Origin of the sequence: Brachybacterium ginsengisoli, from assembly GCF_002407065.1 — a bacterium.
In the GTDB taxonomy this organism is placed as follows: Bacteria; Actinomycetota; Actinomycetes; order Actinomycetales; family Dermabacteraceae; genus Brachybacterium; species Brachybacterium ginsengisoli.
This window is the reverse complement of record NZ_CP023564.1, coordinates 1,905,236-1,925,875: the sequence shown is the minus strand read 5'-3', so window position 1 is coordinate 1,925,875 and position 20,640 is coordinate 1,905,236. Positions and strand designations below refer to the sequence as shown.

At 71.1% G+C, this 20,640-nt stretch carries 17 protein-coding genes; 7 read left to right on the top strand and 10 right to left on the bottom strand.

Annotation, left to right across the window (positions count from 1 at the left end; all coding sequences use genetic code 11):
* Positions 1 to 98: 98 nt before the first annotated feature.
* From rpsD to CFK41_RS08540, 5 genes are all read right to left on the bottom strand, one after another.
* On the bottom strand, positions 99 to 725 hold the full coding sequence (gene rpsD / locus CFK41_RS08560) for a 30S ribosomal protein S4 (protein WP_096799276.1): 627 nt from the start codon (positions 723 to 725) through the stop codon (positions 99 to 101).
* 158 nt (positions 726 to 883) lie between these two features.
* Entirely contained in the window at positions 884 to 2,287 is a 1,404-nt protein-coding gene (locus CFK41_RS08555) for a replication-associated recombination protein A (RefSeq protein WP_096799275.1), read from the bottom strand.
* A 106-nt stretch (positions 2,288 to 2,393) separates the two neighbouring features.
* Positions 2,394 to 3,509 carry a quinone-dependent dihydroorotate dehydrogenase gene (locus tag CFK41_RS08550; protein WP_227873266.1) on the bottom strand — a complete coding sequence of 372 codons (1,116 nt, stop codon included), beginning with the start codon at positions 3,507 to 3,509 and terminating at the stop codon, positions 2,394 to 2,396.
* Between the two features lie 33 nt (positions 3,510 to 3,542).
* The gene (locus CFK41_RS08545; RefSeq protein ID WP_096799274.1) at positions 3,543 to 3,980 is read right to left on the bottom strand and encodes a hypothetical protein; all 438 of its coding nucleotides are present in this window, start codon (positions 3,978 to 3,980) and stop codon (positions 3,543 to 3,545) included.
* A complete protein-coding gene (locus CFK41_RS08540; protein ID WP_096799273.1) occupies positions 3,977 to 4,339 on the bottom strand; it encodes a hypothetical protein in 363 nt (120 codons plus the stop codon). Before CFK41_RS08540 ends, CFK41_RS08545 begins: the two co-directional genes overlap by 4 nt.
* A 61-nt stretch (positions 4,340 to 4,400) precedes the next feature.
* On the opposite strand from CFK41_RS08540, the gene CFK41_RS08535 reads away from it, so the two are divergent.
* The 3 genes from CFK41_RS08535 to sucB all read left to right on the top strand — a co-directional run bounded on the left by CFK41_RS08535 (position 4,401) and on the right by sucB (position 9,282).
* Positions 4,401 to 5,879 carry a leucyl aminopeptidase gene (locus tag CFK41_RS08535; RefSeq protein WP_096799272.1) on the top strand — a complete coding sequence of 493 codons (1,479 nt, stop codon included), beginning with the start codon at positions 4,401 to 4,403 and terminating at the stop codon, positions 5,877 to 5,879.
* Between the two features lie 146 nt (positions 5,880 to 6,025).
* Positions 6,026 to 7,429: a dihydrolipoyl dehydrogenase gene (lpdA, locus tag CFK41_RS08530; RefSeq protein WP_096799271.1), complete on the top strand. Its 1,404-nt coding sequence runs from the start codon at positions 6,026 to 6,028 to the stop codon at positions 7,427 to 7,429.
* A 29-nt stretch (positions 7,430 to 7,458) separates the two neighbouring features.
* The gene (sucB, locus tag CFK41_RS08525) at positions 7,459 to 9,282 is read left to right on the top strand and encodes a 2-oxoglutarate dehydrogenase, E2 component, dihydrolipoamide succinyltransferase (RefSeq protein ID WP_096799270.1); all 1,824 of its coding nucleotides are present in this window, start codon (positions 7,459 to 7,461) and stop codon (positions 9,280 to 9,282) included.
* 158 nt (positions 9,283 to 9,440) lie between these two features.
* Here the strand turns inward: sucB and CFK41_RS08520 are convergent, their stop codons facing one another.
* On the bottom strand, positions 9,441 to 10,919 hold the full coding sequence (locus CFK41_RS08520) for a hypothetical protein (protein WP_151904714.1): 1,479 nt from the start codon (positions 10,917 to 10,919) through the stop codon (positions 9,441 to 9,443).
* Positions 10,920 to 10,999: 80 nt separating this feature from the next.
* Between CFK41_RS08520 and lipB the strand changes: the two genes are divergently transcribed.
* The 3 genes from lipB (at position 11,000) to CFK41_RS08505 (ending at position 13,560) form a co-directional block, all read left to right on the top strand.
* A complete protein-coding gene (gene lipB, locus CFK41_RS08515; RefSeq protein ID WP_096799268.1) occupies positions 11,000 to 11,698 on the top strand; it encodes a lipoyl(octanoyl) transferase LipB in 699 nt (232 codons plus the stop codon).
* Positions 11,699 to 11,761: 63 nt separating this feature from the next.
* The gene (gene lipA, locus CFK41_RS08510; RefSeq protein ID WP_096799267.1) at positions 11,762 to 12,784 is read left to right on the top strand and encodes a lipoyl synthase; all 1,023 of its coding nucleotides are present in this window, start codon (positions 11,762 to 11,764) and stop codon (positions 12,782 to 12,784) included.
* Positions 12,785 to 12,816: 32 nt separating this feature from the next.
* Positions 12,817 to 13,560: a DUF4191 domain-containing protein gene (locus CFK41_RS08505; RefSeq protein WP_096799266.1), complete on the top strand. Its 744-nt coding sequence runs from the start codon at positions 12,817 to 12,819 to the stop codon at positions 13,558 to 13,560.
* Positions 13,561 to 13,792: 232 nt separating this feature from the next.
* On the opposite strand, the gene CFK41_RS08500 is transcribed toward CFK41_RS08505, so the two are convergent.
* Positions 13,793 to 14,227 carry an RDD family protein gene (locus CFK41_RS08500; protein ID WP_096799265.1) on the bottom strand — a complete coding sequence of 145 codons (435 nt, stop codon included), beginning with the start codon at positions 14,225 to 14,227 and terminating at the stop codon, positions 13,793 to 13,795.
* A gap of 180 nt (positions 14,228 to 14,407) precedes the next feature.
* Here CFK41_RS08500 and glnA point away from each other — a divergent pair, with 180 nt between their 5' ends.
* Positions 14,408 to 15,838, top strand: a complete 1,431-nt coding sequence (gene glnA, locus CFK41_RS08495; RefSeq protein WP_096799264.1) for a type I glutamate--ammonia ligase — start codon at positions 14,408 to 14,410, stop codon at positions 15,836 to 15,838.
* An 89-nt stretch (positions 15,839 to 15,927) separates the two neighbouring features.
* On the opposite strand, the gene CFK41_RS08490 is transcribed toward glnA, so the two are convergent.
* From CFK41_RS08490 to CFK41_RS08480, 3 genes are all read right to left on the bottom strand, one after another.
* Positions 15,928 to 16,269 (bottom strand): YciI family protein, encoded by a 342-nt coding sequence (locus CFK41_RS08490; protein ID WP_096799263.1) that lies wholly within the window; start codon positions 16,267 to 16,269, stop codon positions 15,928 to 15,930.
* 154 nt (positions 16,270 to 16,423) lie between these two features.
* Positions 16,424 to 17,341 carry a PD-(D/E)XK nuclease family protein gene (locus CFK41_RS08485; protein ID WP_096799262.1) on the bottom strand — a complete coding sequence of 306 codons (918 nt, stop codon included), beginning with the start codon at positions 17,339 to 17,341 and terminating at the stop codon, positions 16,424 to 16,426.
* A gap of 169 nt (positions 17,342 to 17,510) precedes the next feature.
* A complete protein-coding gene (locus CFK41_RS08480; RefSeq protein WP_096799261.1) occupies positions 17,511 to 20,636 on the bottom strand; it encodes a bifunctional [glutamine synthetase] adenylyltransferase/[glutamine synthetase]-adenylyl-L-tyrosine phosphorylase in 3,126 nt (1,041 codons plus the stop codon).
* Positions 20,637 to 20,640 lie beyond the last annotated feature (4 nt).

The window sequence follows — 20,640 nt, the reverse complement described above, 5'->3', positions numbered from 1 at the left end:
GGACGGGGATCTGGGGAGCCGTCAGTGCGGACACGAAGGCCCCGGTCAGGGTACCGGAGTACACCCGCCGGGGCCTTCAGCGCCGCGTTTCTACGAGGTCAGCGCGCGTAGTACTCGACGACCATCTGGACGTCGACGGTCACGGGGACCTCAGCGCGCTTCGGGCGAGCGACGAGCTGGGCCTTCAGCTCGGAGAGCTCGACCGAGAGGTACGAGGGGACGGCCGCGAGGACGTCCGAGTTGCCACCCTCGGCGGCGATCTGGAAGGGCTCCATCGCCTGCGACTTGGGCTTGATCTGGATGGTCTGACCCGGCTTCACGCGGAAGGAGGGACGGTCCACCAGCTTGCCGTCGACCAGGACGTGACGGTGCACGACGGCCTGACGAGCCTGCAGGGTGGTGCGGGCGAAGCCGGAGCGGAGGACGAGCGCATCCAGGCGCATCTCCAGCAGCTCGACCATGCTCTCACCGGTCAGACCCGGCTCCTTCTTGGCGTCCAGGTAGGCGCGGTGCATCTGCTTCTCGCGCAGGCCGTACTGGGCACGAAGACGCTGCTTCTCCTTGAGACGCACGGCGTAGTCGGACTCGGTGCGGCGACGGGCGCGGCCGTGCTCGCCCGGGGGGTAGGGGCGCTTCTCGAAGTACTTGACGGACTTCGGGGTCAGCGGGAGCCCGAGGGCTCGGGAGAGACGCGCCTGGCGGCGCGCACGGGTGACGTTGGTCACGAGGTATACCTCTTGTTCGCGTGTGGTGAATCCAGTCTTGCAGCCGCGGATTCAGCCGCTCACTTTACCGCAGCCGACCCGCGCGGTCCACGACCGACGGCGCTGGTCACACGGAACCTCCTGTGGGGTCGCTCACGCGGGAGGTCGATGCGGGCGCCTCAGCGCCCGGCACCGCCGTCGCCCGTGCCCCCTGCGCCGCGGCCCGGCCGCAGGATCCGCCGCAGCGCCTCGACCCGTCTGCCCGTGCGCTCCTCATGGCCGTGCCCGGTGGGCCGGTAGTAGTCCACGCCCACCAGATCATCGGGCGCGTACTGCTGGGCGACCACGCCGTGCGGCGCATCGTGCGCGTAGAGGTACTCGGTGCCGTGGCCGAGCTTCTTCGCCCCCGAGTAGTGAGCATCGCGGAGATGGGCGGGCACGCCCTGGCCCCGCCCCGCCCGGACGTCGGCGATCGCCGCGTCCAGCGCCGTGTAGGAGGCGTTGGACTTCGGGGCGGTGGCGATGTGCACCACGGCCTGCGCGAGCGGGATGCGACCCTCCGGCATGCCGAGCATCTGCACGGCCTGCATCGCCGCGACCGCGACCTGGAGCGCGGAGGGGTCGGCCATGCCGACCTCCTCGCCGGCCGCGATCACCACCCGCCGCGCGATGAAGCGCGGGTCCTCCCCCGCCTCGATCATCCGGGCCAGGTAGTGCAGGGCGGCGTCGACATCGCTGCCACGCATCGACTTGATGAAGGCGCTGGTGACGTCATAGTGCTGATCACCGGCGCGGTCGTAGCGCACCGCGGCGCGGTTGACGGCCTGGGAGAGCGTGGCCGCGTCGATCTCCGCGGACTCCTTCATCAGCGCCGCCGCGGCGGCGGCCTCGAGCGAGGTGAGGATCTTGCGCGCGTCCCCGCCGCCGAGCCGCAGCAGCGCCTCCCGTGCGTCGTCGGTGAGGGTGACGGACCCGGCGAGGCCGCGCTCGTCCTTCAGCGCCCGATCCACGAGGTGGTCGAGGTCCTCCCGCTCCAGCGACTCGAGGGTCAGCACGATCGATCGCGACAGCAGCGGGGAGATCACCGAGAAGTAGGGGTTCTCCGTGGTGGCGGCGATCAGCGTGACCCAGCGGTTCTCGACGCTCGGCAGCAGGGCGTCCTGCTGGGACTTCGAGAAGCGGTGCACCTCGTCGACGAAGAGGACGGTCTCGCGGCCGACGGTCCGCAGCCGCGAACGGGCCTGGTCGACGACCTCGCGGATGTCCTTGACCCCCGCCAGCACGGCCGAGACCTCGACGAACTCACGGTCGCCGGACTGCGCGACGACGTAGGCGAGAGTGGTCTTCCCGGTGCCGGGAGGCCCCCACAGGATCACCGAGGCGGGGGCGGTGCGGGTGTCGTCGGAGGAGACCAGTCGGCGCAGCGGGCTGCCCTGCTCCAGGGCGGCGTGCTGGCCCACGACCTCGTCGAGGGAGCGCGGCCGCATCCGCACCGCGAGCGGGGCGCGGTGATCCCGGTTGCGATCCGAGAGGGTGCGCGGTGCCGGCGCGTCCCCGCTGAGGGAGAAGAGGTCCTCGTCCATCCCTCCAGGGTAGGCCGGAACGGTGACGGGTCGCGCCGTCGAGGTCCGGCCGGGTGCGGCGGGAGGTCCGGATCCGGTCCGGAACCGGCCCGACGTCGGACCGCGGTCAGTCCGCGAGCAGCTCCCGCGCGATCGTGCCGGGCCAGGACGGGCCCTCGTAGATCATCGCGGTGTATCCCTGGACCAGGTCCGCCCCGGCCTCGAGACGTTCCTGCACGTCCTCGGCGGAGCTCACTCCGCCGCAGCTGATGATCACGGCGTCCTCGGGGAGGACGGCGCGCAGCAGGTGCAGCACCTCCCGCGAGCGGACGTCGAGCACGGGCCCGGAGAGCCCGCCCGCGCCGATCCGCTCGATGCGGGCCCGGTCGGTCCGCAGCGACTCGGGACGCGCGATGGTGGTGTTCGTCGCGATCACACCGGCCAGACCCACCTCGGCGGCCAGGCGCGCCACCGCCTCGACGTCCTCGTCGTGCAGGTCGGGGGCGATCTTCACCAGCACCGGCACCTCGCGGCGCAGGCGGGTACGGGTGCGCTCCGCCTCCTGCACCACGGCCTCGAGGATCGGGCGCAGCATCTCCACGCTCTGCAGATCCCGGAGGCCGGGGGTGTTGGGGCTGGAGACGTTGATGGCGAGGTAGTCCGCGTAGGGGGCGAGCAGCCGGGCCGAGAAGCGGTAGTCCTCTGCGGCGTCCTCGAGAGCGGTGACCTTGGACTTGCCGATGTTGACCCCGATCACCGCGCGCTGGCCCCGCTCGGTGCGGCGAGCTCGGGCGAGCCGCTTGGCGAGGGCCTGGGCCCCGTGGTTGTTGAAGCCCATGCGGTTGATCAGCGAGCGATCGGCGACCAGCCGGAAGGAGCGCGGCCGCGGATTGCCCGGCTGGGCCTTCGCCGTCACCGTGCCCACCTCGACGTGGCCGAAGCCGAGGTCCAGCAGCGCGAGAGGCACCTCGCCGTCCTTGTCGAACCCTGCGGCCAGGCCCAGCGGGCTGCGGTGCTCGACGCCGAGCACGGTCCGGGCGGGGCGACCATCGCGCATCGGGTCGGGGATGCCGAAGGCGGTGCGCAGCAGCGTCGGGCCGCAGGGCACGGAGTGAGCGACCTGCAGCGCCCGCACCGTCAGCCGGTGCGCCCGCTCGGGATCCAGGCGGCTGAGAACGTGCCGGAAGAGGAGGCCGTACGGGCCGCGGCGCGGAATGTCGTCGGAGGTCACGTCAGGGGTCACGGGCACTACGGTACGCGGTCGGCGGGGCTCGCCTCAGGCCGTGCGTCCCGGCTGGACGCCCTGTGCCCTGCCGCGAAGCATGTAGAGCAGCGCGACCACGGGCAGCAGCAGCGGGACGAAGCCGTAGTCCTGGCCGAAGTGGCCCCACACCGTCGCATCGGGGAACAGGGCGGGATCCAGCAGGGTCAGCGTGCCGACGATCAGCACGCCGGCCAGCTCGATCATGCACAGCACCCGGGCGATCGTCGAGCGCCGCCCCCACCGCACCAGTGCGACGGTCACGGCGATGTAGGTGACGGCCGCCAGGAACGACAGCCCGTAGGCCACCGGGGCGAAGGAGAAGTCCCGCAGCATCTGGACCAGGCTGCGGGCCGTCGCCGAGATCGCGAAGATCCCGTACACGGCGATCAGCACGATCTCGAAGCCACGGCTCGAGGAGGATCGGTCGGATCGGGGGCGCGATGCGCTCATGCGAAGCCTCCTGGCCAAATCTGATGGAGTCTCATCAGGAGCACGGCGCTGACCAGCGCTCCGAGTCCGGCGACCAGGCTGCCCCAGCGGCTGCGCTCGAACAGGCCCATCCAGCCGCCGCCCACCACCAGCACGAGGGCGGTGAGCAGATATCCGTAGAGGGTGATCCGGTCCGGCGGATCACCGCCGGCGAGATCGCGCAGGGCCAGAGCGCTCCCGAGCACGAACCAGGCCACGGCGAGGAGGGCGCTCGCGCCCAGCAGCACGAGGTCCGCGTTGAGCTCACGCAGCGCGTAGTACAGACCCAGCAGAGCGGTCACGCCGCACAGCACGGCCACCACGATGCTCAGCACCGACATGGGTCCTCGATCCTCCTCCGGGGCGGGGACACCGTGTCCGGCCCGCCCCTACGATAGAGCCATGCCCACCATCACCATCACCGAAGCATCCGCGCGCGCCGTCGAGGTCGACGTGCTCGTCCTCCCCCTCCTCGCCGGCTCCGGCGACGCCCCCTCCACCGTCCCCGGATTCCCCGAGATCTCCGAGGCCATCGCCGGTCTCGCCCCCTCGGCCTCCCGCGGCGACCTGCACCGGATCCCGTCCTTCTCGCTCGCCTCTGCGACCTCGCTCCTCCTGGTCGGTGTCGGTGACGAGGATCTCGCCGAGGTCTCCGCCGAGGACCTCCGCCTCGCCTTCGGCGCGGCGACCCGATCGCTCAGCGGCATCGCCACCGCCGCCATCGCCCTGCCGACGGCCACCGCCGACCAGCGCGCCGCCGCCCTCGAGGGTGCGGCGCTCGGCGCCTACGCCTTCGTCGCCCACAAGTCCGGCACCGGCCCCTCCGCACCCCGGGCGGCCCTGGGCTCGGTCAGCCTGGTCGTCGAGAAGGGCGAGGAGGTCGCCGAGGCCGCGGTGACCCGCGCCGCGATGCTCTCCGAGGTGGTCGACCTGGTCCGCGACCTGGTCAACACCCCGCCGAACCTGCTCCACCCCGTCTCCTTCGCGGAGCGCGCCCAGGAGCTCGTGGCGGACCTGCCCATCTCCGTCACCGTGCTCGACGAGAAGCAGCTCGCCGAGGGCGGCTACGGCGGCATCGTCGGCGTCGGTCAGGGCTCGACCCGCCCGCCCCGACTGGTCCGCCTCGAGTACGCCCCCGCCGGCGCGAAGCGCTCCGTCGCGCTCGTCGGCAAGGGCATCACCTTCGACACCGGCGGCATCTCGCTGAAGCCGGCGGCCGGCATGGACGACATGACCTCGGACATGACCGGTGCCGCGACGGTCCTCGGCGCCACGGTCGGCGCCGCCACGCTGGGCCTGGACGTGAAGGTCACCACCTACCTGGCCCTGGCGGAGAACATGCCCGGCGGCGGCGCCCAGCGCCCCGGCGACGTGGTCACGATGCGCAACGGGAAGACCGTCGAGGTCCTCAACACCGACGCCGAGGGGCGCATGGTCATGGCCGATGCCCTGGTCGATGCCGTCGCCGACGAGCCCGATCTGGTCATGGATGTGGCCACCCTCACCGGTGCCGCCGTGGTCGCGCTCGGCAAGCGCACCGCCGGCGTGATGGGCACCGAGGACGCCCGCGAGCTCGTCATGGCGGCCTCCGCCACGGCCGGCGAGCCGTTCTGGCCGCTGCCCTTCCCCGCCGAGCTGCGCGCGGATCTCACGGGCCGCGTGGCGGATCTGCGCAACATCGGCGAGCGGCCGGGCGGCGCGCTCTCGGCGGGGATCTTCCTCGCGGAGTTCGTGGGCGACACCCCGTGGGCGCACCTGGACATCGCGGGCCCCGGATTCGCCTCCGCACCGCTGGGCTACATGGGCAAGGGCGCGACCGGGATGAGCGTCCGCACCGTCCTGCAGGTCCTCGAGGACCTCGCCGGCGGCCCCGCGGCGTGATGCTCGCCGCGTTCACCGCCCACTGAACAGGCGGAGCGGTCTTCCCGGCGCCGCCTGGTGCCCTAGCATGGGTACGCAGGCGGCGCCGTCGGCCATCCGGGTCCGAGCGGGTCGCGCAGACAACGAAGACACCGAGGAGCACACAGGTGGCGGAGACAAGCACTGACCAGTTCGACGTCGTGATCCTGGGCGGTGGCAGCGGCGGCTATGCGGCCGCGCTGCGCGGAGCCCAGCTCGGCCAGAAGATCGCGCTCGTGGAGAAGGACAAGCTCGGAGGCACCTGCCTGCACCGCGGCTGCGTCCCGACGAAGGCGCTGCTGCACGTCGGCGAGCTCGCCGACGCCCCGTCCGAGGCCGCCGAGGCCGGCGTGGACCTCACCCTCAACGGCATCGACGCCACGAAGGTGCTGGGCTTCAAGGACAAGATCATCGGGCGGCTCTACAAGGGCCTGCAGGGCCTGGTGAAGTCGCGCAAGATCGACTACGTCGAGGGCTTCGGCACGCTCTCCGGTCCCAACACCGTCACGGTGGAGACCGAGTCCGGCACCCGCACCCTCACGGGCAAGAACATCATCCTCGCCTCCGGCTCCTATTCGAAGACCCTCCCCGGCATCGATCTGGGCGGCCGCTTCCTGGACTCCGAGGCCGCCCTCCAGCTGCACGAGATCCCGAAGAACCCGATCATCCTGGGCGGCGGCGTCATCGGCGTCGAGTTCGCCTCGATCTGGAAGTCGCTGGGCGCCGAGTCCGTGACCATCGTCGAGGGCCTCCCCCACCTGGTCGCCAACGAGGACGAGGCGCTGTCCAAGGCGCTCGAGCGCGCCTACAAGAAGCGCGGCATCACCTTCTCCCTGGGCGTCTTCACCGAGAAGGCCGAGCAGACCGAGACCGGCGTGAAGGTCACCCTCGTGGACGGCAAGGTCTTCGAGGGCGACTACCTGCTGGTGGCCGTCGGCCGTGGCCCGAACACCTCCGGCATGGGCTACGAGGAGCAGGGCATCGAGATGGATCGCGGCTTCGTGCTCGCGAACAAGGAGACCCTCGAGACCAACGTCCCCGGCGTCTTCGCCGTCGGCGACATCGTCCCCGGCCTGCAGCTCGCACACCGCGGCTTCGCCCAGGGCATCTACGTCGCCGAGCGCATCGGCGGCCTGAACCCGGCGCCGATCGTCGAGTCCGGCATCGAGCGCATCACCTACTGCGAGCCCGAGCTCGGCTCCGTCGGCCTCACCGAGAAGCAGGCCAAGGAGCAGCTCGGCGCGGACGCGGTCGAGGCCTACGAGTACAACCTCGGCGGCAACGGCAAGTCCCAGATCCTCGGCACCACCGGCTTCATCAAGCTGGTCCGCGAGAAGAACGGCCCGATCATCGGCGTCCACATGATCGGTTCGCGCACCTCGGAGCTGATGGGCGAGGCGCTGCTCATCGTCAACTGGGAGGCCTACCCCGAGGACGTCGCCTCCCTCATCCACGGCCACCCCTCGCAGCACGAGGCGATGGGCGAGGCCGCCCTGGCCCTCGCCGGCAAGCCGCTGCACGCCCACGCCTGAGCCCGCCTTCCCAGGAGGAGAGAACCCCCATGTCTGAAACCGTGAAGATGCCGGCGCTCGGTGAGTCCGTCACCGAGGGCACCGTCACCCGCTGGCTCAAGGCCGTCGGCGACACCGTCGAGGTCGACGAGCCGCTGCTCGAGGTCTCGACCGACAAGGTCGACACCGAGATCCCCTCCCCGGTCGCGGGGACCATCGAGAAGATCCTGGTCGAGGAGGACGAGGACGCCGAGGTCGGCGCCGATCTCGTCGTCATCGGCGATGGTTCCGGCTCCGACGCTGCCGGGTCGGATGGCTCCGGCGCCGAGGCCGAGGAAAAGGCCACCGCCGCGTCCGAGGAGGCTCCCTCCGAGAGCGAGGATCTCGCCTCCGACGAGACCGTCGCACCGTCCACCGACGAAGAGGCCCCGGCCGGCGAGTCCGAGAAGCCCGCAGCGGCCTCCGGCGATGCCGATTCCGGCACCTCCGGCGGCGCCGCCTCCGGTGAGGACGTCACCATGCCGGCGCTCGGCGAGTCCGTCACCGAGGGCACCGTCACCCGCTGGCTCAAGGCCGTCGGCGACACCGTCGAGGTCGACGAGCCGTTGCTCGAGGTCTCGACCGACAAGGTCGACACCGAGATCCCCTCCCCCGTCGCGGGCACCCTGCTCGAGATCAAGGTCCAGGAGGACGAGGACGCCGAGGTCGGCGCAGTGCTTGCCGTCGTCGGCTCCGGCGATGCCGCTGCGGCTCCGTCCGAGGAGCCCGCCGCTCCGGCGCCGAAGGCCGAGGAGGCTCCGGCGAAGGAGGAGCCGAAGGTCGAGGAGGCCCCGGCCGCGGAGCCCGCTCCGGAGGCTGCGAAGGCGGAGAAGGCCGAGTCGGCCGAGGCCCCCGCGGCACCGGCAGCACCTGCTCCGAAGGCGGCCGACTCCGTCTCCGGTGCGGAGTCCTCCGGCTACGTCACCCCGCTGGTCCGCAAGATGGCCGCCGATGCGGGTGTGGACCTGTCCTCCGTGAAGGGCTCCGGCCTGGGCGGTCGGATCCGCAAGCAGGACGTGCAGCAGGCCATCGAGGCGCAGAAGTCCGCGGCGGCCGCCCCGGCCGCCGCCGCTTCCCCGGCCGCGGCTCCGGCCGCACCGAAGGTCGAGGTCTCCTCGAAGCGCGGCACCGAGGAGAAGATGCCGCGCATCCGCAAGGTCATCGGCCAGCGGATGATGGAGTCCCTGCAGGGAATGGCGCAGCTGACCACGGCGGTCGAGGTCGATCTGACCCGCATCGCCAAGCTGCGCGCCCGGACCAAGGACGACTTCGCCGCTCGTGAGGGCGCGAAGCTCACCTTCCTGCCGTTCCTGATGCAGGCCGCGGTGGAGGGTCTGAAGACCTACCCGCAGCTGAACTCGACCATCGACGGCGACAAGATCGTCTACCACGGCTCCGAGAACATCGGCATGGCCGCGGACACCGAGCGCGGTCTGGTGGTCCCCGTGATCAAGAACGCCGGCGACCTGAACCTGGCGGGCCTCGCCCGTCAGATCGGCGACCTGGGCGGCCGCGCGAAGTCCAACAAGCTCGTCCCCGACGATCTGGCCGGTGCGACCTTCACCATCACCAACACCGGCTCCGGCGGCGCCCTGTGGGACACCCCCATCGTGCCTGCTCCGCAGGTCGGCATCCTCGGCACCGGCACGATCACGAAGCGTCCGGTCGTCATCCAGAACGCCGAGGGCGATGACACCATCGCCATCCGTTCGATGATGTACCTGTTCCTCTCCTACGACCACCGCATGGTCGACGGCGGCGACGCCGCCCGCTTCCTCACCTTCATGAAGAAGCGACTCGAGGAGGGCGCCTTCGAGGGCGAGCTGGGCCTGTGAGCCAGTGACCTCCTGACCGAGGTCCGCGCCCGTCGCGCTGGCGGCGATGCACGGAGAAGGGCCCCGACACCTGCACCGGTGTCGGGGCCCTTCTCCGTCAGCGGGGGCTCCCCGCGATGCTCCTCTGCGCCGAGTCACCGGGCGCGCGGTCGAGGAGCTCAGCCGGTGACGTCCTCCTCCGTGGTGTCCCCCCGGCCACCGACGTCCGGCGGCTCCGCGCTGAGGATGAGCCACCGCCTGCCGTCCCAGCGCAGCACGAGCTCGACCGCCGCCGCCTCGGTGCCCGGCACGGTCGTGGCCTCCCCTCCGGAGCGCATCACCTGGACCTCCTCCATCGAGGTCTCCGCGTGCACCACCGCAGTCTCGCCGTCCTCCGCCTGTTCGATGACCTCCGCCGAGTGCACGACCGGTCCGCTTCCGCTCACCGTGGTCCCCTCATAGGCGTCACGAAGGCGCCGGTCCTCCTCGAGTGCGATGCTCCCCGGGGCCGAGGACGGTTCGTCGGACAGACCGGTGACGTACGCGTGCCGTGCTCCGGCGAGCTCCGCCACCAGCATCTGCGGATCCTCGATCTGCGGCGCCGGCAGAGGAGCGGGCTCCATGGTCGAGCCGGCTGTCGGCGATCCCACCACAGGGCCGGGTTCCGATCGGTCCTGACCCCACCAGGCTCCGAGACCCGCCACGCTCCCGCACAGCAGCACGAACGCACCGCTGAGCAGGGCGATACGGCGCAGACGAGGCTGATGCAGAACCTCTCGGATAGGGAGCGCCACCCGTCGCGCCGCGCCGCGCCGGCCAGAGGAGGTGCGGCCCCGGGCTCTGGTCCGGTCCGTCGCTCCCCCGTCGGCGGAGCGTCGCGACGCAGAGGCCACGGACCGCAATGGCGACGTGGCCGGAGCCCGGCGAGGCCGGGGACGGACGCCGGGGCCGGGATCGGGTGCCTGCTCCGCGCGCTCGGCGGAACCAGCCGCAGGGAGGTCTCCCAGGGTCCAGGACGGGTCCTCGACCCCGGACTCGGTCCGGTGCACGCGCCGACGCAGCGTTCGGTCCTGATCCCGGAGGACGGAGTCCACCCATGCACGGTCGTCCTGGCGGGCCGTGACGTCGTCACCCCGTCGCAGCCCCTGCAGATCGAGCACCAGGACGGATCCGTCCGGGCGGATTCCGAGTCCCTGCCCGGATCTCGCCCCGAGCACCCACCCTCGTTCGTGCAGCGCGTCCACGAGCGCATCGAGCGCCTCCCGTGCACGAGCCAGGGCGTGCCGCTCCCCCGTCGGCGGCGCGTCGACTCCTGCGGCGCGGCGCCCGCTGCCGACCTTCAGCAGGGGCACCGATTCGCGCTGGTATCCCTCCTCCTCGAGCTCGAGGACCGCAGGAGCGGCGGTGATCCCCGCGACCTCGAGCGACGCCAGGAGCTGCGCCTCCGCCTGGACCTCTGCCCGCGCCTCGTCGGTGAGTCCGCGCAGGCGCACCGCGCGGGGACCGTCGGCGGAGTCGTAGCGCACCTCCTCGCGGTCGCCCTCGCGCGTCGGCTCCTGAGCCGTGGCGGGGCCCGGCGCGGACCTGCGCACGCGGCGCGCCCGAGCGCTCGAGGGCAGCGGCTGCCCGGAGAACTTCGCGTCATCGACCTCGTCCATGGCAGCAGTGAACCCCATCGGTGCATCCCACCCCCGCGGTCATCCACAACGACCTGGTGAGAGCGGAGTAGCCTGGGGCGGTGCTCGACGTGATACGCCTCGGATTCAGCGAACCCGTGCCCGGAGGAGACCGGCACGAGGAGTTCGGCCTGCCCCCTGGGCCCGTCGACTATCGCGCCGCCTGGGCGCTGCAGCGTGAGCTCCATGCCGAGGTCGTGGCCGGGGACCGCCCCGACACGCTGCTGCTGCTGGAGCACCGGAGCGTCTACACGGCCGGGAAGCTCACGCGCGATCACGAGCGCCCGCGCGACGGCGCCGAGGTCATCGACATCGACCGCGGCGGCAAGATCACCTGGCACGGACCGCAGCAGCTGGTCGGCTATCCGCTGGTGAAGCTGCCGATCCCGATCGACGTCGTCGGCTTCGTGAGGGATCTCGAGCGCACGATCATGGGCGTCTGCGATGCCGTCGGCGTCCCCACCGTGACCGTCGAGGGACGCAGCGGGGTCTGGGTGACCCCGGAGGGCGAGGAGGCGCGCAAGGTGTGCGCCATCGGGATGCGCGTCTCCAAGCGCGCCACGATGCACGGCTTCGCCCTGAACTGCGCGAACGACCTGTCCTGGGCCCACAACGTCATCCCCTGCGGCATCGACGACGCCGGGGTGACGAGCCTCAGCCAGGAGGCCGGGCGCCGCATCGCGGTCGCCGACGTGGTCGACCTCGCCGCCGAGGCGATGACCGAGCTCGTGGCGCACCGCACCTCGGCCCGACCGGTCTGAGGCGACCGTCGACCGGGCTGGGTCGATAGACTCCATGGAACGTCGAGATGAGGAGGCATCAGGGTGACACTCGCCCCCGAAGGCCGGCGCATGCTGCGCGTCGAGGCTCGCAATGCCGAGGTCCCGATCGAGCGCAAGCCCGAATGGATCAAGACCCGCGCCGTGATGGGTCCCGAATACACCGCGATGAAGAAGCGCGTGCACGGCCAGGGCCTGCACACGGTCTGCGAGGAAGCAGGCTGCCCCAACATCTTCGAGTGCTGGGAGGATCGCGAGGCGACCTTCCTCATCGGTGGGGACACCTGCACCCGGCGCTGCGACTTCTGCAACATCGCGACCGGCAAGCCGATGGCCGTGGACCCGATGGAGCCCTTCAAGGTGGCTCAGTCCGTCAAGGAGATGGGCCTGCGCTACTCGACCATCACGGGCGTGGCCCGTGACGATCTCGAGGACGGCGCGGCCGGGCTCTTCGCCCGCACCTGCGAGCAGATCCATGCGATGAACCCCGGCACCGGGGTCGAGCTGCTGATCGACGACATCAAGGGCAACGGCCACCACCTCCAGCAGGTGTTCGAGGCGAAGCCCGAGGTGTTCGCGCACAACCTCGAGACGGTGCCGCGGATCTTCAAGCAGATCCGCCCGGCGTTCCGCTACGAGCGCTCGCTGGAGGTGATCTCGATGGGCAAGGCCGCCGGCATGATCACGAAGTCGAACCTCATCCTGGGCATGGGCGAGACCGACGACGAGATCCTGGATTCGCTCGAGCGCCTGCACGACGCCGGCTGCGACATCATCACGATCACGCAGTACATGCGCCCCTCCAAGCTCCATCACCCGATCGACCGCTGGGTCAAGCCCCAGCAGTTCGTCGCCCTGTCCCGCGCCGCCGAGGAGATGGGCTTCCTCGCGGTCATGGCCGGTCCGATGGTCCGCTCCTCCTACCGCGCCGGGAAGCTCTGGGCGCAGGCGATGCGGAAGCTCGACCGGGAGATCCCGGAGAACCTCCTCCACCTCGATTCGAACCAGCCCGCCCGTCAGGAAGCTGCGAGCGTCGTCGCCCGCACCCAGCAGGCCGTCGCGAGCTGACGCCCGCCCGGCCCCGAGAGGACCCACCGCACATGGCTCGCAAGTCCGAGACCACGCCCGAGAAGGGCACGAAGAAGAACGCCGACGGCACCAAGAAGCCTGGCCGCATCAAGCAGATCATCGAGGTGTACAAGTACACCCAGGAGGTCGACAGCAGCACGCTGCCGCTCATGCTGGCGGCTGTGGTCGGCTCCGTGATCGTCGCCGTCCTGCTCACGCTGCTGATCTTCAGCAGCCCCTGGTACGGCGTCTTCATGGGTCTCGCGATCGGTGTGCTGATCGCGATGATGATCCTGGCTCGCAAGGCCGAGCGCGCGGCGTTCGGCCGCATCAAGGGTCAGCCCGGCGCGGCGCTCGCCGCGATGCAGTCGATCCGCCGCGGCTGGAACGTCGACGAGGAGCCGGTGCAGATCGATCCCCGCAGCCAGAAGATGCTCTTCCGCGCCTCGGGCCGGGCGGGCATCGCGGTGGTGGCTGAGGACTCCTCGGCGGTCTCCATGAAGCTCCTGGAGAAGGAGCGCCGCAGCATCCGCCGCGTGCTCCAGCACGACAACGTCCCGGTCCACCAGATCGTGGTCGGCGACGGTGACGGCGAGGTCCCGCTGCACAAGCTCCCCACCTACATGCAGCGGATGAAGAAGCAGCTGACCAAGGACGAGTCCGCTCAGGTCACCAAGCGTCTGAGCGCCCTGCGCCGGTCGCTGCGGCAGTCGGTGCCCAAGGGCGTCGACCCGATGCGCGCCCGCCCCAATCGCAAGGCGATGCGCGGCCGCTGATCCGGCCCTGATCCTGCACGAGGCCCCCTTCCGCTCCGGCGGCAGGGGGCCTCGTTCATCGTGGGCAGGAGCCGCCGCCGCCCATCGTCGTTACCATTCCGTTATCTACGTTACCGTTTCGTGACATTATGCGGAACTGCAGGTCAGAGGCGTTCATCAGAGAAGTCCGGTGGCATGGACGTGCCGCCGCGAGGGGCCTGCAGAGGGCCTCGAGGGGCCGCGCGGGAGCGGGTCAGGCTCGGACGACGGCGGTGCCGGCGACGACGTCGTGCAGCGGCTGCGCGTCGCGGTTCCAGACCACGGCCGGCAGCAGCAGGAGCATCAGGACGGTGCGCACCGCAGCGCGCAGCACCATCGGCGAGCGACCGGAGACCGGCAGCACCCTCGTCCTCAGCACGTACTGCCCCGGGGTCGCCCCGAAAAGGCTCAGGAACAGCACGTTCACCACGGCGAACAGCACCAGGTTGGCCAGTGCGTCCCCGGAGAGCACGAGGGCGGAGATGGCCAGGCACAGCCCCCAGTCGACGACCAGCGCGAGGGGTCGGCGCCAGAACGGCGCGACGGAGCCCGGTCCCTCCGGAGGCAGGCCGAGAGAGGAGCCCTTGACGTATCCCTCGGCGGCGGGGGCGCCCTCCATCCAGGAGCCGAGGTCCTTGCGATCGATCACGTCCTGAACCTTAGTTCCCGCGCCTGGACGTCTGCCTGTTCCTGGGGGTGCCGCGCGACACAGCGCCTAAGCTGGACCCACCCGAGTTCGGGCCTGAATCAGGTCGACGGAGCTCGCCAGGTGATCGCCCCTCGGGGTCAGACAGCACTACACGCGCCGCAGGGCGCGGATGGAGGAGACGTGTTCAACAGTCCCAGCGAGGTCGTCAAGTACATCGAGGAAGAGGACGTCGAGTTCATCGACATCCGGTTCTGCGATCTTCCCGGCGTCATGCAGCACTTCAACATTCCCGCGGGCACCTTCGACGAAGAGGCCATCGCGACCGGGCAGCTCTTCGACGGCTCCTCGATCCGCGGGTTCCAGGCGATCCACGAGTCGGACATGAAGCTGGTCCCGGATCTGGAGACCGCCTACCTGGACCCGTTCCGTGAGCGCAAGACGCTCATCATGAACTTCTCGATCGTGGATCCGTTCACGGACGAGCCCTACTCCCGGGACCCGCGCACCGTGGCGTCCAAGGCGGAGGAGTACCTCAAGAGCACCGGCATCGCGGACACCGCGCTGTTCGCCGCCGAGGCCGAGTTCTACATCTTCGACGACGTGCGCTTCAAGACGACCGTCAACTCCGGCTTCTACAGCATCGACTCCGACGAGGCCGTGTGGAACACCGACCGCGACGAGTCCGAGTTCGGTGGCAACCAGGGCTACAAGACCCGTCTCAAGGGCGGCTACTTCCCCGTCCCGCCGAACGATCAGATGGCTGACCTCCGCGACGAGATCTGCTCCGTCCTCGAGGACACGGGCCTGCAGATCGAGCGCGCTCACCACGAGGTGGGCACCGCCGGCCAGCAGGAGATCAACTACCGCTTCAACACGCTGCAGCAGGCAGCGGACGACGTCATGAAGTTCAAGTACGTCGTGAAGAACACCGTGTGGGACGCGGGCAAGACCGCGACCTTCATGCCCAAGCCCCTCTTCGGGGATAACGGCTCGGGCATGCACACCCACCAGTCGCTGTGGAAGGACGGCGAGCCGCTGTTCTTCGACGAGCGCGGCTACGGCGGCCTCTCGGACATCGCCCGCTGGTACATCGGCGGCATCATCGAGCACTCCCCCTCGCTGACCGCGTTCACCAACCCCACGGTGAACTCGTTCAAGCGCCTCGTGCCCGGCTTCGAAGCCCCGGTGAACATGGTCTACTCGGCGCGCAACCGCTCCGCCGCGATCCGCATCCCGGTCACCGGCTCCTCGCCCAAGGCCAAGCGCATCGAGTTCCGCGCACCCGATCCCTCGGCGAACCCGTACCTGGCCTTCGCCGCGCAGCTCATGGCCGGCATCGACGGCATCCGCAACCGCATCGAGCCGCCCGAGCCGATCGACAAGGATCTCTACGAGCTGCCCCCCGAGGAGCACAAGCAGATCAAGCAGCTGCCCGACTCGCTCGGAGCCGCTCTGGACGCCCTCGAGGCCGACCACGACTACCTCACCGAGGGCGACGTGTTCCCCGAGGACCTGATCTCGACCTGGATCGAGCTCAAGCGCACCACGGAGATCGATCCGTTCCGCTTCCGCCCGCACCCCCACGAGTTCGAGCTGTACTACGACATCTGAGCCACCAGCGCTCGAGTCGACGACGGCCCCCGACCTGCACCCGCAGGTCGGGGGCCGTCCCCGTCGGTCGTCGTCCCGGGGCCGACGGGTCAGCTCTCCGGGTCCTCCATGAACACGCGCACCTCCTGCGCACAGCGGCAGGCGACGGCGAACCGTCGGGCCCACTCCAGCGCCTCCTCGCGCGTGGCGACGTCGAGCACCGAGTAGCCGCCCTCGATGCGGCGCGTCTGGGCATAGGTGCTCTCCAGGACGGTCCCGGCGCCGTCCACCATCACCGGCGGGATGCTCTCGTCGATCCCGCCGCCGAACACCCACACCCCGGCGGCCTTCGCCTCACGCACCACGGCGTGGGACTCCTCGGAGGCCGTCTGGAGGTCCGCGTCGGTCAGGGTCATCGCGCTGCTGGGGAAGGAGATCAGGTACTTCGCCATCGGGTCCGCCTCTCGTCGGCCCGCAGCCGTGCCGGCGCGGGGCCCAGTGTGGTGGTGCGAAGTCTCCTCCCGCAGCGTCGCCGCCGCCAGCCCAGGTCGCCGCCGCCAGCCCAGGTCGCCGCCGTCGTCCCGGACGGAGCGCCCCGCACCCGGCTCAGCCCAGGGCGTCCATCCCGCCCTTGGCCTTCAGAAGCGACAGCAGCAGGTCCTTGGGCCCGGCGGCGGGCTCGAGCGCGCACTCGTCGGGCTCGAAGGACCAGCTGGCCCGCAGCGAGCGGAACACCTCGAACTCGGCATCACCCGTGCGCAGCGGCACCGCCTGGTAGCCGCCCGCCTCGGGCAGGTGGATGATGAACGCCCCGGTCAGGTCCGGCATCTCGCGGGTGGTGCCGTCGTTGTCCAGCAGCAGCTCGGCCCGGCACACGGCCACGCCCTGCAGCGCGTAGTCGCCGCGGACCTTCTTCGAGGTCTTGATGTCGGCGCTGAGCACCGTGTTGCCGATCTTCACGATCGCGTCGGTGGTGCCGGCATAGCCGACGGTGTGGTTCACGACCGTCTGCTCGACCTCGAGGAACTCGGGCTGGTAGTCGTCCAGGAAGCGGGCGTAGCCATCCAGGCGCACCGCCGCGCGCGCCAGGAGCGCCGCGGGGTCCTTCTCCTCGGCGAAGGCTCCCTGCTCGGCGCGCATCTGCTCGACGATCGCGCCGATCGCCTCGGCGTCGGGGCGGGTGCCGCTGGTCCCCCAGTCCTCACACGCCGCATGCACCAGGGTGCCGAAGTCCGCGGCGGAGCGGGTGTACTCCGGGGCGGCGGCCGCGATGCGCTTCTGCGTGCCCCAGCGGTCCCGGGTCACGCGGGAGATCTCGGCGGCGGCGCGCTGCGGGTTGCGGTCCAGCCACGAGTACATCTCCAGGGCCCTCTTGGAGGCCATGGTGGCGTACCAGCCCTGCAGGAAGTCCTTGGCGCGCATCCCGGACACGGTGGTGATCGAGGGATACATCAGCGGGCCGTCCGGCTCGAGACGGTACATGCGGCCGCGCGGTGTGTCGGCGCTGAGGGAGGGCGTGGTCATGGGTCCTCACGGTGGCTGGCGACGCCGGGTCGGCGTCGGGACGATCGACGAACACGGTACGCCGCACCGCGGGCTCACGGGGCGGCACCCGACGGGACGCGCCGGGACGTCCCTGCGGATCACATCGGCCGACGGGCGGCGGGCACCGCGGTGCGGGCACCGGGACGTCTCAGTCGGCAGGTCCGAAGATGACCTCCTCGGCGATGCTCCGCGCCCGACGGGTCACGCGCAGATATCGCTCCTCGAGGTCCGAGGCGGACCCATCGTCGCCGTCGATGAGCAGGGCCAGCGCCCGCAGGTCGTAGCGGTCGGTGGGCAGCACATCGCCCTCCCTGCCCTTCCACAGGAACAGTCCGCGTCGCACCTGCCAGGCCAGCGTCCAGGCCTCGACGAGCTCCTGGACCTCCCGGGCCGGCAGCAGCTCGGCCTGCCCGGCCGCCTCGAGCTGCTCCAGGGTGCGCGGCGTGCGGAGATCCTCGATCTCGTGACCGTTCTCGAGGGCGAGGATCTGGGCGGTCCACTCCACGTCGGTCATGCCTCCGCGACCGAGCTTGACGTGACGGGAGGGATCCGCGTTGCGGGGCAGGCGCTCGGACTCGACCCGGGCCTTCATCCGCGTGATCTCCCGTCGCGCCGCGGTCGAGAGACCGCCGGCGGGATAACGATGGCGATCCATCTCGGCGCGCAGGGTCTCGGAGAGCGCCTCGGAGGCGACCACCGTGCGGGCTCGCAGGAGGGCCTGCTTCTCCCAGGTCTCCGCGTCCCGTCGGTAGTAGTCGGTCCAGGAGTCGAGGCTGCGTGCGAGCGGACCGACCTTGCCCTCGGGGCGCAGATCCGCGCTGACCCGCATGTCGGCCCGTGCGGTGGGGGCGTTGAGGATCTTCTGGACCTGGGCGGCGACCGCTCCGGCGATCTCGACCGAGTCCACCCCGGCGCCGTGGTCGACGACCACGAACTGGACGTCGGCGTCGGAGGCGTAGCCCATCTCACGGGCGCCGAAGCTGCCCATCGCGATGATCGCCATCTCGATGCCGAGCGCGCGGGCCGGATCCGAGCGCTTCTCCCGCAGCCGCAGCGCCGTCTCCACGTCCACCTCGGGCTCGCTGTCGAGGGTCTCGGCGCCCTCCCCCACCACCTTGCGCTCGCGGGCCACGACGTGGAAGGCCACCAGCAGCCCCGCCTCGAGCACGGCCTCGGCCAGGTCGGTGAGCGCGCGGGCCACCTCGGCCGGGTTCGCGACGCCCGTGAGATGGGCGAGGGCGATCCGCAGGAGCTCCCGGCTGCGGGTGCGGCGCAGCACATCGCGGGCCACGTCGACCTCGTCCACCCGCGAGATCACGGCGAGGAACTCGCGTCCCAGCTCGGCGCGTTCGAGGGGGCGCAGCTGGGAGTCGCGCGCGAGCCAGCGCACTCCCTCGGGGATCTGCTCGAGCTGCTCGCCCACGTAACGGCCGGAGGCGAGCACTCGGGTGAGGCGCTTGGCCGCGAGACCCGAGTCGCGCAACAGGCCCAGGTACCAGTGGGCCGAGCCGATGGTGTCCGAGAGCCGCCGGAAGGCGAGCAGTCCGAGGTCGGGATCGACGCCGTCCGCGAACCATTCCAGCATGGCCGGCAGCAGCTGGCGCTGGATCTTGGCGCGCCGGGAGATGCCCTCGGTGAGGGCGGTGATGTGGCCGAGCGCACGGGACGGATCGCGGTAGCCGATCGCGGCCAGGCGGGCGGCGGCATCCTCCGTGCTCAGGCGGATCTGGCCGTCGCTGAGCTGGGAATGGGTCAGCAGCAGCGGGCGGTAGAAGATCTCCTCGTGCAGCTGGCGCACCCGGCGGCGGGTGCCCTGGTAGCGGCGCGCGAACTCGTCCGGCGTGAGACGCATGCTGCGTGCCAGGCGGCGCAGATCGGAGGCCGCGGTGGGCAGCACCTGGGTGCGGCGGAGGCGGTGCAGCTGCAGACGATGCTCGACGCAGCGCAGGAAGCGGTATGCCACGTCCATCTCGGCCACGTGATCGCGCGAGATGTACCCGCCCTCGCCGAGGCGCGCGAGGGAGTCCAGGGTGGAGCGGCCCTGCAGGCCCTCGTCCGCACGGCCGTGGACCATCTGCAGCAGCTGCACGGTGAACTCGACGTCCCGCAGCCCGCCCGGGCCGAGCTTGAGGTTGCGCTCCACCTCCGCCCGAGGGATGTGGGCGACCACGCGGCGGCGCATCGCCCGGGCCTCCTCGACGAAGCCGTCACGGGTGGAGGCCTGCCACACCCACGGCTCGACCATGCTCTCGAAGCCCGGGCCGAGCTCGCGGTCACCGGCCGCGGCCCGCGCCTTGAGCAGGGCCTGGAACTCCCAGGACTTCGCCCACTCGGTGTAGTAGCGGCGGTAGGAGGCCAGCGTGCGCACGAGCGGGCCGTCCTTGCCCTCGGGCCGCAGGTTCGCATCGACCTGCCACAGCGACCCCTCCCCTGTGCGCTCGGAGCAGGCGCGTGCGAGCTCCCGGGCGAGGGCGGCGCCGACGGTGAGCACCTCCTCCTCGACCTCCGAGCTGACCTCGCCGTCCTCCTCCACGAGATGCTCGGCCGGAGCGACGACGTGCATGACGTCGACGTCGGAGATGTAGTTGAGCTCCCGGGCACCGGTCTTGCCGAGGGCGATGACCGCCCAGCGCACCGACTCATGGCCGTCCACAGAGGCCCGGGCGATCGCGGAGGCGGCCTCGAGCGCCGCATCGGCCAGGTCGCTGATGGCGCGGGAGACCCGGGGCTGGAGATCCGTCGGGTCCGCGGCGCACACATCGGCCGCGGCGATCTGCGTCAGCCGCCCGTGGTACGCGACGCGCAGGGCATCCCGCACCTCGCGGCCGCCCTCGGAGGCCACGGGCACCTCGGCCTCGGGATCGGCGCCGACGGCCTTCAGCAGGTCCCGCCGCACCTCTGCCGCCGAGAGGGCGAGGTCGTCGTCGCCCTCGCGCAGCAGGGAGAGCAGCTCCGGGTGGCGGGTGAGGAAGTCGCCGAGGGCGACCGAGGTGCCCAGCAGCGTGATCAGTCGTCGGCCGGCGGTGCCCTGAGCGCCGATCCCCTGGAGGAACTCCTTCATCAGGGCGCTCTGACCCGCCTCCTGAGCGGCTTCCGCCAGGCGCAGAAGCCCCAGCACGGCGTCGTCGCCGTCGGCGGTGCCGCCGAGCGCCGCGGCGGCGCCGTCACCGAGCCCGGCCAGGGCAGGTTCGGACAGGAAGCGCCGCACCCTGTCGGTGCTGCTGAAGCCCAGTCGCGCGAGGGCTCCGGTGGAGGTGGACGGTTCGGTGCTCACGTCA